10 protein-coding genes are annotated in these 12,441 nt (G+C 72.2%); 4 read left to right on the forward strand and 6 right to left on the reverse strand.

Going from position 1 to position 12,441, the window contains the following annotated elements; genetic code table 11:
* Window positions 1–104: 104 nt before the first annotated feature.
* A complete protein-coding gene (locus AB0C12_RS35855) occupies window positions 105–1,058 on the forward strand; it encodes an FAD-dependent oxidoreductase (RefSeq protein WP_360554691.1) in 954 nt (317 codons plus the stop codon).
* A gap of 22 nt (window positions 1,059–1,080) precedes the next feature.
* Here the strand turns inward: AB0C12_RS35855 and AB0C12_RS35860 are convergent, their stop codons facing one another.
* The 4 genes from AB0C12_RS35860 to AB0C12_RS35875 all read right to left on the reverse strand — a co-directional run bounded on the left by AB0C12_RS35860 (window position 1,081) and on the right by AB0C12_RS35875 (window position 5,269).
* A complete protein-coding gene (locus AB0C12_RS35860) occupies window positions 1,081–1,935 on the reverse strand; it encodes an IS481 family transposase (protein WP_360554692.1) in 855 nt (284 codons plus the stop codon).
* A gap of 103 nt (window positions 1,936–2,038) precedes the next feature.
* Entirely contained in the window at window positions 2,039–3,133 is a 1,095-nt protein-coding gene (locus AB0C12_RS35865; protein ID WP_360554694.1) for a winged helix DNA-binding domain-containing protein, read from the reverse strand.
* A 48-nt stretch (window positions 3,134–3,181) separates the two neighbouring features.
* Window positions 3,182–4,813 (reverse strand): glucose-6-phosphate isomerase, encoded by a 1,632-nt coding sequence (gene pgi / locus AB0C12_RS35870; RefSeq protein ID WP_360554695.1) that lies wholly within the window; start codon window positions 4,811–4,813, stop codon window positions 3,182–3,184.
* Between the two features lie 81 nt (window positions 4,814–4,894).
* A complete protein-coding gene (locus AB0C12_RS35875) occupies window positions 4,895–5,269 on the reverse strand; it encodes a DoxX family protein (RefSeq protein ID WP_360554697.1) in 375 nt (124 codons plus the stop codon).
* A gap of 98 nt (window positions 5,270–5,367) precedes the next feature.
* On the opposite strand from AB0C12_RS35875, the gene AB0C12_RS35880 reads away from it, so the two are divergent.
* Window positions 5,368–5,865 (forward strand): MarR family transcriptional regulator, encoded by a 498-nt coding sequence (locus AB0C12_RS35880; protein WP_360554699.1) that lies wholly within the window; start codon window positions 5,368–5,370, stop codon window positions 5,863–5,865.
* Between the two features lie 228 nt (window positions 5,866–6,093).
* Here the strand turns inward: AB0C12_RS35880 and AB0C12_RS35885 are convergent, their stop codons facing one another.
* Window positions 6,094–7,752, reverse strand: a complete 1,659-nt coding sequence (locus AB0C12_RS35885; RefSeq protein ID WP_360554701.1) for an FAD-binding dehydrogenase — start codon at window positions 7,750–7,752, stop codon at window positions 6,094–6,096.
* 85 nt (window positions 7,753–7,837) lie between these two features.
* On the opposite strand from AB0C12_RS35885, the gene AB0C12_RS35890 reads away from it, so the two are divergent.
* Both AB0C12_RS35890 and AB0C12_RS35895 read left to right on the forward strand, forming a co-directional pair.
* Complete coding sequence (locus AB0C12_RS35890) at window positions 7,838–9,043, forward strand: helix-turn-helix domain-containing protein (RefSeq protein WP_360554702.1); 1,206 nt, start codon at window positions 7,838–7,840, stop codon at window positions 9,041–9,043.
* A gap of 32 nt (window positions 9,044–9,075) precedes the next feature.
* The gene (locus AB0C12_RS35895) at window positions 9,076–9,567 is read left to right on the forward strand and encodes an anthrone oxygenase family protein (RefSeq protein ID WP_360554703.1); all 492 of its coding nucleotides are present in this window, start codon (window positions 9,076–9,078) and stop codon (window positions 9,565–9,567) included.
* Between the two features lie 2 nt (window positions 9,568–9,569).
* On the opposite strand, the gene AB0C12_RS35900 is transcribed toward AB0C12_RS35895, so the two are convergent.
* Complete coding sequence (locus AB0C12_RS35900) at window positions 9,570–12,275, reverse strand: EAL domain-containing protein (RefSeq protein ID WP_360554704.1); 2,706 nt, start codon at window positions 12,273–12,275, stop codon at window positions 9,570–9,572.
* Window positions 12,276–12,441 lie beyond the last annotated feature (166 nt).

Here is a 12,441-nt window from a genome sequence, read left to right on the forward strand (position 1 = left end):
CCCCGCGCGCCGCCCGATCCGCGATTGGACCGCATCACCCCCGGCCGCCGCAACGAGCAGCGCCGCGGGCGGGTGCTGTCGCCTTCCGACTCTACGGTGAAGGCATGAGCCCCGTCCGCCCGGAAGTCATGGTCATCGGCGCCGGCGTCCTGGGCCTCACCACGGGCGTGACGCTGGCGGAAGCCGGCCTGCGGGTGCGGGTCCGCACCCAGTGCCGGCCCGAGCACACCACCTCGGCCGCCGCCGGCGCTATCTGGGACCCCCTCTACGCCAACCACCCGCTGGTGCCGCAGTGGAGCACCCGCAGCTACGACGTCTTCCGCGACCTGGTCGACGCGGGCCGACCCGAGGTGAAGCTCGTGCCCGGTGTGGAGGCGTCGCGCCGGCGCATCCCGTCCCCCGGTTGGGCGCACGACCTGCCCGGCTTCCGCGAGTGTGCGGCCGCCGAGCTGCCGGACGACTTCAGCAGCGGCTGGCGGTACACCGCGCCGATCATCGACATGCCGCCCTACCTGGACTATCTGGAGCGGCGGCTGGTGGCCGCGGGCGGGACGGTGGAGATCGGCTACGTGCGTTCGCTCGACGAGGGCTCGGTGCCGGTGGTGGTGAACTGCACCGGCGTCGGGGCGCGGGAGCTGGTGCCCGACCCGGCCGTCGATCCGATCCGCGGGCAGCTCGTGGCGGTCCGCAATCCGGGGGTGCGGGAGTTCTTCGCCGAGCACACCGAGGAGCTGGAGGAGATGACCTACCTGCTCCCCCAGGGTGACGTGCTGCTGCTGGGCGGCAACGCCGACAAGGGACAGAGCGACCCGGAGCCGGATCCGGAGGTGGCCGCGCGGATCATCGCCCGGTGCGCCGGGATCGTGCCCGCCATCGCCGCGGCGTGCGTGCTCGGGCATCGCACCGGCATCCGGCCGCAGCGACCGGAGATCCGGCTCGAGCACGTGCCGCTCGGCGGACGGCACGTGGTGCACAACTACGGGCACAGCGGCGCCGGGGTCAGCCTGTCGTGGGGCTGCGCGGACAGCGTGCTGGAGATCGTCCGGGCCCTGGTCTAGGTGTGCAACTGCCTAAGATCGCTTACACCGGGGTCTGGGTCTTCCACTTGAGGCGTTCGTAGGGCGTCTGGCCGTCCAGGGCGCCGTGCGGGCGATGGTAGTTGTAGTAGTCCTCCCACTCGCGCAGCTTGTCGTTGAAGACGCCGGTGTCATCGATGACGACACCGGCGAGCATGCGGTAGAACTCCTCGGCGTCGATGCGATGCGAGCGCTCGACCTTGCCGTTGAGGTGCGGCGACGCTGGTTTGATGTAGGTGTGCGCGATGCCCTTGTCCAGCACGTGCCAGTGGATGGCGGTCTTCTGATCGCAGCGGGGATAGATGCGCAGCACGCGTAGCCGGGTGCAGTCGTCAATGGCGGTGAACTGGTCATACTTCGCGCGGCGTCGCTGCTTAGGCAGTGCGCCGAGGACCGGTGTCTTGGCCGGGGCCGCCTCGGCGGGAACACCGATCGGTTCGATGAACTTCACGTCGATCTGGAGCCGGTTGCCGGGCAGTGGCTTCTCATGGCGCTTCCAGCGTTTCTCGCGGCTGGTGTAGCGCTGCGATGCGGGAAGCCGGTTGAGGCCGAGACGGACCAGGATGTTGGAGATCGCTGAGCTGGTGATCGTGATGTCGTGGTACCGCTTCAGGTACATCTGGATCTTGACCGGGCCGAAGTGATAATTCTGCCGCAGATGGACGATCTTGTTGACGATGTCGGCGTGGGTGGCGTTCGGGCAGTGGCGCGGGGCGCTCGAGCGGTCACGCAGGCCTGCCAGTCCTTCGTCCTGATAGCGGCGTAGCCACTTGTAGAACGTCTGCCGGCTGATCCCGTAGTAGCGGCAGGTCCGGGCAACGTTGCCAGTGACTTCCTCGGCGTGGCGCAGTACCGCCAAGCGGCTGCGCCTGGCGTTCCAGCTTCTGTTCGAGTGACGGGGGCACGCTGTCTCCTACGGATAGGAGACCCGAAAGTGTCAACAATATCCGGCAGTTTTAGAGCTAGGGCCAGCGGATCTGGGCGGGCAGGCCGACGAAGGCCGCGTACGGCTGGAGGATCTCCTCCGCCCGGGCCCGCTCGGCCGGGCCGAGGTCGGCCAGCGGCTGGATCTCGATGGTCACCGCCTTCTTGCCCAGGGTGCGGGTCCAGGTGCCGACCACCCGGCCGCCGCGGACCAGGGTGGAGCGGAAGACGCCGTTGCCGCCCGGAACAACCGCGGCCAGGTGCTCGTCGTCCATCATCAGCGAGCGGTCCTTGTAGCCCAGGACGTATTCGTCGAAGCCGGGCAGGGCGGCCCAGTCGCCGGCCACGTCGGCCGGGGTGGTGTCGAGCAGGGCCGGGTCGGCGATCATCTCGGTGCCGTCGACCCGGACGGTGGTGAGCCGGTCGCCGGCCGCGGCGACGCCCGCCCGGGTGTCGGTCATGGTCAGGCCGGTCCAGCGGGCGAAGTCGGCCCGGGTCGCCGGCCCGTGGCTGCGGAAGTAGCGCAGCGCCATGATGCCCAGCGCCTCGGTGCGCTCCGGCCGGTTGGGCTCGGGCGCCCACTCGTCGAGCAGCACGAACGTCTGCTCCTTGCCGATGTGCGGGGCGATGCAGGAGACGCCCTTCTGGCTCGCGTACCAGAGGAGGTGGTAGCCCATGTTCGGGCCGAGCTCGACGCCCGCCTCGGCCAGAGCGGCCAGGCACTCGGCGCGGGTCAGCCGGTGGCCTTTCAGGGCCGCGGCCAGGACCTCGACGCCGTGCTCGGCCGTCGCCTCGGACAGGCCGATGGTCTGGCGGCGTTTCGCCGCCCCGGCCAGGGCGCGCACGCCCATCAGCTCGAGCATCCACCGTGCGTCGGCCGGCGGCACCAGGTGCACGGTGCCGCGCATCGGCCACGTCCGGATCGCCTCCCGGCGCTCCAGAGCCGCCGTGACGTCGCCGACCGTCCAGCCGGGCAGGCGCACGCCCAGCGACCACAGGCCGCTCGCCATGTCCTGCGCCTGCATGGCGCCGAACCACTCGACCACCCCGGCGACGTCCGCGACCGGGTGTGGCGGGGTGAGCAGCAAACTGCGCATGCGCAGGGCCAGCGCCTGCGTCGTCGTCAGATCCACAGACGCAGCTTAGGGCGCCCCTGCGACAGAAAGGGGCGCCCTGAGCCGTCAGCGTCCGCGCTGGGTGCGATACCGGGCGATGAGCGTGTCGGTCGAGGAGTCGTTGTCCGCGCCCGGGGCCTCGGCCGCGGTCAGCAGCGGGGCCAGCTGGTTGGCCATGACCTTGCCCAGCTCCACGCCCCACTGGTCGAACGAGTTGATCTGCCAGATGGTGCCCTGGGTGAAGGTGATGTGCTCGTAGAGCGCGATGAGCTGGCCCAGCACCGACGGGGTCAGCTTCTCGGCCAGGATGGTGGTGGTCGGGTGGTTGCCCGGCATCACCTTGTGCGGCACGATCTCCGCGGGCACGCCCTCGGCCTCGATCTGCTCGGCGGTGCGGCCGAACGCCAGCGCGCTGGTCTGGGCGAAGAAGTTCGACATGAACAGGTCGTGCATCTCGCCGGTGTCGTGGTTGGGCACCGCGAAGCCGATGAAATCGGCCGGGATCAGCTTGGTGCCCTGGTGGATCAGCTGGTAGAAGGCGTGCTGGCCGTTGGTGCCGGGCTCGCCCCAGAAGACCTCGCCGGTCTGGAAGTCCACGGCGGAGCCGTCCAGGCGGACGTGCTTGCCGTTGCTCTCCATGGTCAGCTGCTGCAGGTACGCCGGGAAGCGGTGCAGATACTGCGAGTACGGCAGCACCGCGTGCGACTGGGCCCCGAGGAACGTGTCGTACCAGACGTTCAGCAGCCCGAGCAGGGCCGGCACGTTGCGCTCCAGCGGCGTGGTGCGGAAGTGCTCGTCGACGGCGTGGTAGCCGGCCAGCAACTCGCCGAAACGCTCCTTGCCGATCGCCAGCATCACCGACAGGCCGACCGCCGAGGGCAGCGAGTAACGCCCGCCGACCCAGTCCCAGAAGCCGAACATGTTCTCGGTGTCGATGCCGAAGTCGGCCACCCGCTGGGCGTTGGTGCTGACCGCGACGAAGTGCTTGGCCACCGCGCTCTGGTCGCCGCTCAGCCCGGCCAGCAGCCAGTTGCGGGCCTCGGTGGCGTTGGTCAGCGTCTCCTGCGTGCCGAAGGTCTTGGACACGACCACGAACAGGGTGGTGGCCGGGTCCAGGTCGTGGGTCTTGGCGTACAGGTCGGTGGGGTCGATGTTGGAGATGAAGCGGCACTCCAGGCCCGCGTCGGCGTACGCCTTCAGGGTCTCGTACGCCATGACCGGTCCGAGGTCCGACCCGCCGATGCCGATGTTGACGATCGTCCTGATCCGCTGCCCGGTGGCGCCGGTCCACTCGCCCGAGCGGACCCGGTCGGTGAACGCGCCCATCCGGTCCAGCACCTCGTGCACGTCATGGACGACGTCCTGGCCGTCGACGACCAGAGTGGCGTCCCGGGGCAGCCGCAGCGCGGTGTGCAGCACGGCCCGGTCCTCGGTGACGTTGATGTGCTCGCCGGCGAACATGGCCGCTGTGCGCTCGCGCAGCCCGGCCCGCTCGGCCAGGGCGACCAGCGCGGCCAGGACCTCGTCGGTGACCAGGTTCTTGCTGTAGTCCACGTAGAGGTCCGCCACCTGGGCGGTGAGCCGCTCGCCGCGCCGTGGATCACTGTCGAACAGTTCGCGCAGGTGCACACTCGAGAACTTCTCGGCGTGCCCCTGCACTGCCTGCCATTCGGCGCTGTCGGAAACGTGTTCGCTCATTGCCTTTGACTCCCGCCTGGACCAGAACTATCGCGTTCATCGTGGCACGGATCGAAGCGGCTCGCCGCGAACTGGAACCGTTCAGAACGCGTACGGTCCGAATCGGCCCCAGGCGACGAAGGCCGCCAGCAGCAACAGCACGATGCTGGGCGCCATGCCCTTGTAGTCGTTCATCCGGGCGTGGGTGATGGCCGCACCGATCATCACCAGCCCCAGGCCGAGCGCGGCCAGCGGGACCAGGATCGGGGCGATGTCCAGGGCCGCGGGCAGGATCAGCCCGATCGCGGCGAGGGCCTCCACCGCGCCGATGGCCTTGACCGCGCCGGGCGAGAACAGGTCGACCCACGCCATGCCGGCCTTCTTGAGCTCCTCCTTGGGCCGCAGGACCTTCATGAGGCCGGAGACGAGGAAGGCGGCAGCCAGCAGACCGGCGACGATCCACAGCACAGTGTTCATGGAGAGCCCTTCGAAAGTTGAACGTTCTAGTGAACCGTAGGCCCTGGGACTTGAACGGTCAACCTGGAGTGACGTGAACGTTCAGCTACGATGGCCGGGTGGGCGACGAGGTGAACTGGCTCGATGAGCAGCAGCTACGGGCATGGAAGAGCTTCGCCGCCCTCATGGTGGTCCTGCCGGCCACCCTCGACGGCCAGATGCAGCGCCTGGCCGGCATCACCCAGTTCGAGTACGGCGTCATGGCCGGGCTGTCCGAGGCCCCCGGGCGCACCATGCGGATCAGCGCCCTGGCGGAGTTCGCCCAGGGCTCGCTGTCGCGGCTGTCCCACCTGATCAAGCGGCTGGAACGGCGCGGCTGGGTGCGCCGCGAGCTGGACCCGGCCGACGGCCGCTACACCAACGCGATCCTCACCGACGAGGGCTACGCCAAGATCGTCCAGATCGCCCCGGAGCACGTGGCCGGCGTGCGCCGGCTGGTCGTCGACGCGCTCACCCCGGCGCAGCTGCGCCAGCTGGGCGAGATCAGCGAGCGGGTGCTGCGCGGCGTCACACCGGGAAACTGCCCAGGACCCCCACGGTACGGCGAACGCGGCTGACAACCGCACCACCGGCCGCAACGGGTCCGACGACTCCCGGCGGCGCGCTACCGGGCGCGCCGCCGGCTGATCGCCCCGGCGGATCGAGGTGGCCCCGGGCGGCCAGGCCGCCGTGACGCGGCCCCGGGGCGGCCAGGCCGCCGTGACGCGGCCCCGGGGCGGCCAGGCCGCCGTGACGCGGCCCCGGGCGGCGGGCCGCGTCGTCAGGCGGTTGCGGCGGCCGTGGCGTCAGGCGGTTGCGGCGGCTGCGGCGCGCCCGGCGGTGCGGCCGGAGAACAGGCAGCCGCCCAGGAAGGTGCCTTCCAGGGAGTTGTAGCCGTGCATGCCCCCGCCGCCGAAGCCCGCGACCTCGCCGGCCGCGTACACGCCCGGCAGGGGTGAGCCGTCCGCCTGCAGGACCCGGGCCGACAGGTCGGTGTGCAGGCCGCCCAGGGTCTTACGGGTCAGGATGTTGAGCCGGACCGCGATCAGCGGGCCCGCCGCCGGGTCCAGCAGCCGGTGCGGCGTGGCCACCCGGATCAGCCGGTCGCCGCGGTAGCGCCGGGCCCCGTGGATGGCGGTGACCTGTGCGTCCTTGCTGAACGGGTTGGTCATCTCGCGGTCGCGGGACTCGATCGTGCGGCGTACCGCGTCGAGCTCCAGGGCCGGGCCGTCGCTCTCCGCGGCCAGCTTGTTCATCCCGGTGACCAGCTCGTCCAACGTCGGCGCCACGACGAAGTCGGCGCCGTGCTGTTTGAACGCCTCCACCGGCGGGGTCGCGCCCGCCCGGACCCGGCCCAGCACCTGCCGGATGCTCTTGTTCGTCAGGTCGGGGTTCTGCTCCGAGCCCGACAGCGCGAACTCCTTCTCGATGATCTTCTGGGTCAGCACGAACCAGCTGTAGTCGTAGCCGGTGGCCATCAGATGCTTGAGCGTGCCGAGCGTGTCGAAGCCGGGGAACAGCGGCGCCGGGAGGCGGCGGCCGGTCGCGTCCAGCCACAGCGACGACGGGCCGGGCAGGATGCGGATGCCGTGCTGCGGCCAGATCGGGTCCCAGTTGCGCAGGCCCTCGACGTAGTGCCACATCCGGTCCGGGTTGACGACGCGCCCGCCGGCCTGCTCGGTGATGCCCAGCATCCGGCCGTCCACGTGTGCCGGGACGCCGGCGACCATCCGCCTGGGCGGGGCCCCGAGCCGGGCCGGCCAGGCCTTGCGGACCAGGTCGTGGTCGCCGCCGATGCCGCCCGACGTGACGATCACCGCCTGCGCCTCGTACGCGAAATCGCCGGTCTCCTCCCGCGAGCTGGACTCGCCGCGCCGGACCCCGCTGGCCGCCAGCGTGCGGCCCCGCACCCCGGTGACCACCCCGCCGGTCTTGACCAGGCCGTCCACCCGGTGCCGGAAGCCGAACCGGACCAGTCCCCGCTCGGCCGCCGCGCGCACCCGGCGCTCGAACGGCTCGACCAGGCCGGGTCCGGTCCCCCAGGTCAGGTGGAAACGCGGCACCGAGTTGCCGTGCCCCTCGGCGGTGCCGCCACCGCGCTCGGCCCAGCCGACCACGGGGAACAGCCGGTGCCCCATGGCCCGCAGCCAGGCCCGCTTCTCACCGGCGGCGAAGTCCACGTACGCCCGGGCCCACTGCCGCGGCCAGTGGTCCTCCTCGCGGTCGAACGCGGCGCTGCCCAGCCAGTCCTGCCAGGCCAGCTCGACCGAGTCGCGCACGCCCATGCGCCGCTGCTCCGGCGAGTCGACCAGGAACAGGCCCCCGAACGACCAGAACGCCTGCCCGCCCAGGCTCTGCTCGGGTTCCTGGTCGAGCAGCAGCACCCGGCGGCCCGCGTCGGCGAGCTCGGCGGTCGCCGCCAGTCCGGCCAGTCCCGCCCCGACCACGATCACATCTGCGTCCATGCCCTCACGCTAGGCATCACCGTGCCAAGATGGTGGTCCACCGAGGCGGATTTCCGCCCACGCTTTATCACCGGGGTGACAAACCGTGCCGGACGCCTTCCTCGACATCGAGCCGCGCGTCGCGGAGCTGCCGGCGGGCGTCGGTGAGCGGTTGCGGGCCGAGCGCGCCGGATTGCACGAGCGGGTGCTGCGCACGATGCGTACGGCGATGAGCGCTCAGGGCCGGTCGCTCACCGGTGGCCAGGGGCGCGGCCTCACGCTGGGCGTCGAGACGGCGGTGGACGCGTTCGTCGGGGCGGTGGCGGAGCCGGCCCGGGAGCTCGCGGGTCCGCGGGCGGTGTTCGTCGGGCTGGGCCGCACCGAGTTCCGCGAGGGTCACGACGTCGACGCGCTGCGCTCGATCCTCACCCTGGGCGGGCGCGCCATCTGGGCGTACCTGGTCGAGCGGGAGCTGCCCCCGGCCGTGCTGTACGTCCTGGCCTCGGCGTTGTTCGGCTTCATCGACGCACTCGCCGGGGCGGCGGCCGAGGGCTACCTCGACGAGCAGCGCCAGCACGGCCGCGACTGGGACACCACCCGGCGGCGGCTGATCACGCTGCTCGTGCAGCCGGACCCGCCCGGCGGCGCGGCGATCGCGGCCGCCGCGGACGCGGCCCGCTGGCCCGTGCCGGCCTCGGTCGCGGTGGTCAGCGTGGAGGGCACCGACGGCGAGCAGCTGGCCCGGCGGGCGGGCAGCGGCACGATCGCCACGGTCATCGCCGACGCCACCCGGCTGATCCTGCCCGAGCCGGCGACCCCGGGCCGGCTCGCCCACCTGACGGCCGCCCTGGCCGGGCGGCGGGCGGCGCTGGGACCGGCGGTTCCGCTGGGTGAGGCCCGGTTGTCGTACCGGTTGTCGCGCCGGGCCCTGCAGTTGCAGCAGGAGGGGATGCTGCCGGCCGGGGCGCTGCTGCGCTGCGACGAGCACCTGGTCGCACTGGTGACGGCGTGGGAGCCGGGGCTGAGTGACCGGCTCGCGGCGCGGTGGCTGACGCCGCTGCGACCGCTCGCCCCGGCGGACCGCGAGGTGCTGTCCGCCACCCTGCTGGCCTGGCTGCGGGCCCAGGGGCAGGTGCTCGCCGCGGCCGCCGCGCTGCCGGCGCACCCGCAGACCGTGCGCTACCGGATGCGCAAGCTCCGGCGGCTGTTCGGCGACTCGCTGGACGACCCGGACGCGCGGCTGGCGCTGCAGATCGCCCTGCACCAGCAGCGCCTGGACGCTCGCGTATGCAGTGTGGAGTCCCGGCGATAGCCTGCCCGGCACCGCACCGGTTGACTGATCACATGTACACACTGAGGGTGGCGGCGCTCGTGGCAGCGACCATGACCACCGGTCTGATGGCGGGCGTCTACGGCCTCTACCAGCACACCGTCATGCCGGGGCTGGGCAGCACCGACGACCGCACGTTCGTCGGCGCTTTCCAGGCCGTCGACCGGGCCATCATCAACCCGTGGTTCATGACCGGCTTCGTCGGGGCAGTGCTGTGCACGGCCGCGGCCGCCGGGCTGAACACCGACCGGCGCCTGCTGCCGTGGCTGCTGGTGGCGGTCGCCCTGAACGTCCTGGTGGCGGTCATCACCGTGGTGGTGCACGTACCGCTCAACGACGCGCTCAAGGCGGCGGGCGACCCGGACCGGATCACCGACCTGGCGGAGATCCGCGAGCGCTTCGACGCGGCCCGCTGGACGACCTGGAACCTGGTCCGCGCACTGGCCACCACGGCGGCGTTCGGCAGCCTGTGCTGGGCGCTGGTCGTCCGCGGGCAGGTCCGCTGACCTCAGGCCGGGACGGCCAGCGCCCGGGCCAGGCCTTCGGCGAGCACCCGGCCCGCCTCGGCGGCGGGCAGCGGGCGGGACAGGAAGAAGCCCTGGGCCAGGTCGCAGTCGAGCTCCCGCAGGACCGCGAGCTGGGCGGCGTCCTCGATGCCCTCGGCGACGGTGCTCATGCCGAGGCTGCGGGCCAGCCGCACGATCGTACGGACCAGCGCCTCGTCCTCGCGGTCGCCGCCGAGCCGGTCCACGAAGGAGCGGTCGATCTTCAGGACGTCCATCGGGAAGCGGCCCAGGTACGCCAACGACGAGTAGCCCGTACCGAAATCGTCCATGGCCACGGTGACGCCCAGCGCCTTCAGCCGCTGCAGCTGGGTGAGGTTCTCGTCGGTGTCGGTGAGCAGCACGCTCTCGGTCATCTCCAGGCACAGCTGGTCCACCGGCATGCCGGTCTCGGCCAGCACCTCGGCCACCATCTCGGACAGGTCGCCGTGCTCGAACTGCCGCACCGACACGTTGACGGCCATCTTGAGCCGCCGGGTGCGGCCCGCGCCCCAGGCCACCGCCTGCCGGCACGCCTCGGTGAGCACCCAGCGGCCGAGCGGCACGATCAGGCCGGTCGCCTCGGCGATGCCGATGAAGTCCAGCGGGGACACCATGCCGCGGGCCGGATGGTGCCAGCGGACCAGCGCCTCGAAGCCGACGATCTCGCCGGTCCGCAGGTCGACGGTGGGCTGGTAGTGCAGGGCCAGCTCCCCGCGTTCCAAAGCGAGGCGCAGGTCGGCCTCCAGCTCCAGCCGCTGCACCAGGCCGGCGAGCATCTCCGGATCGTACGCGGCCAGCCCGGCCCCGCCCGCCGCCTTGGCCCGGTACATCGCCAGGTCGGCGTTGCGCAGCAGCTGGTCGATGTCGCCGGCGTCGGCGCCGCAGGCCAGGCCGATGCTGACCGCGACGCGCAGGTCCCGCTCCCCGACCCGTACCGGTTCCTCCATGGCCGCCGCGATCCGCCCGGCGACGCTCTCGGCGTCGGCGCGCGCGGTGGGCGACTCGATGACCACGCCGAACTCGTCGCCGCCGAAGCGGGCCACGGTGTCACCGTCGCGCACGGCGGTGCGCAGCCGGGCGGCGATCTGCACCAGCAGGGCGTCACCGGCGGCGTGCCCGAGACTGTCGTTGATCTCCTTGAAGCCGTCGAGGTCGAGCAGGAGCACAGCGATGCCGGCGGGGTCCCGGGCCAGGGCCTCGAGGGCCCGCTCGCGGAACAGCGCCCGGCTGGCCAGCCCGGTCAGCGCGTCGTGGTACGCCTCGTGCACGAGCTGTTCCTGCAGCTCGGTGGCGTCGTGGATGTCGCGGGTGTTGAGCACGTAGCCGCGGACCGACGGGTCGTGCACGAGGTTGGTGATCGTCATCTCGGCGAGCCGGATCCGGCCGTCCCGGTGTCGCAGCGGCACCTCGGCCACCACGACACCGAGCGGCTGGTCGCGGACCGACTCCAGGGCGGCGGCGATCCGGGGCGCGGCGCGGCGCCCGGCCACGTCGAGCAGCCGGAGGCCGAGCAGCACCGAGGCCGGATAGCCGAAGATCCGTTCCACCGACTCGCTCTGGAACCGGATGGTGGAGTCGGCGTCGATCACCGCGACCGACTCCGAGCTCTGCATCACCAGCGCGCGGAAGCGCAGCTCACTGGCCTGCAGGTCGGCGGTGCGCTCGGCGACCCGGGCCTCCAGGTGCCGGGTCAGGTGCCGGTTCTCCAGCAGGGTCAGCAGCTGGCGGGCGATGATCAGCACGATGAGCAGGGTGCGGCAGCCGGCGAAGAACGAGTCCGCCTCACCGGACACGGCGTAGTGGACGACGCTGCACGCCAGCGCGGTGAGCACAGCCGCGTACGGCAGCAGGAGCGCGAACGACTGCCGGTCACCCGCGGCGTCGCCGTCCGGACCGGGCTCGTGGACAGCGGTGCCGGGGCGCAGCGCGGCCAGCAGGACCAGTGCGAAGCCCGCGAACCAGCCGACGTCGAGGATGCCGCCGGCGCGGTGGTCCTGGTGCAGGTACACGTACAGGTTGGCGCTGTCGGCGACGCCGAGCGTGACCGTGGCACCCACGATGAGCAGCAGCGGCCCGGTGTCCCGGCCGCCGCGGCGCAGCCGGGCCAGCACGTAGAGGGCCACGGTGACCAGCACGACGTCGCCGATCGGATAGCCGAGCAGCACGAGACGGCCGAGCCGGCTGTCGGCACCCGCGGCGAGCAGCGGCGCCAGCACGACGATCCAGCTCACCAGCAGCAGCGAGGCGGCGATCATCAGCCCGTCGACGATGCTGCGGATCCGGTGCGCCATCGACTGCCGGCCCACCGGGACCGCCAGCAGACCGGCCGCGACCAGCGGGACCATGGCGAGGTGGCCGAGGTCCGGCAACCCGGGGAACGGGACCTCGCGGCCCTGGACCACCTCGGTGACCGTCCACGCGGCCGCGCCGAAGCTGTACGCGAGCGCGCCCAGGCCGATGGCGGCCCACGCGACTTTCATGCGGCCGCGCCGGCGGGCGGCGCGGAGCAGGCAGGCCAGGCCGGCGGCCAGGGTCATCAGGAGCGTGCCGACGTCGGCGACGGCCCGGGTCACGGCACCGCCGCCCAGGCCGGTGGCCATCCAGGCGGCGAACACGACCACGGTGACGCCGACGACGACGGTGGCGGAAGGCCGGTGCCTGACGATCATCAGAACCCTCCCCCGCCTCCGGTCACCCCCTGGCGGGGTGACGTCACCGTCGAGATCGGGCGGGCGGGCGGCCACCTGAGAAGTTCGCGGCCCAGCTTGCCGTCGGTCGCGCGGACCGGCGGCGTCGGTCATCACAGCCGGGTGCGGCCCGTGATGTCTCAGGTCC

Origin of the sequence: Actinoplanes sp. NPDC048967, from assembly GCF_040649415.1 — a bacterium.
Classification (GTDB): Bacteria; Actinomycetota; Actinomycetes; order Mycobacteriales; family Micromonosporaceae; genus Actinoplanes.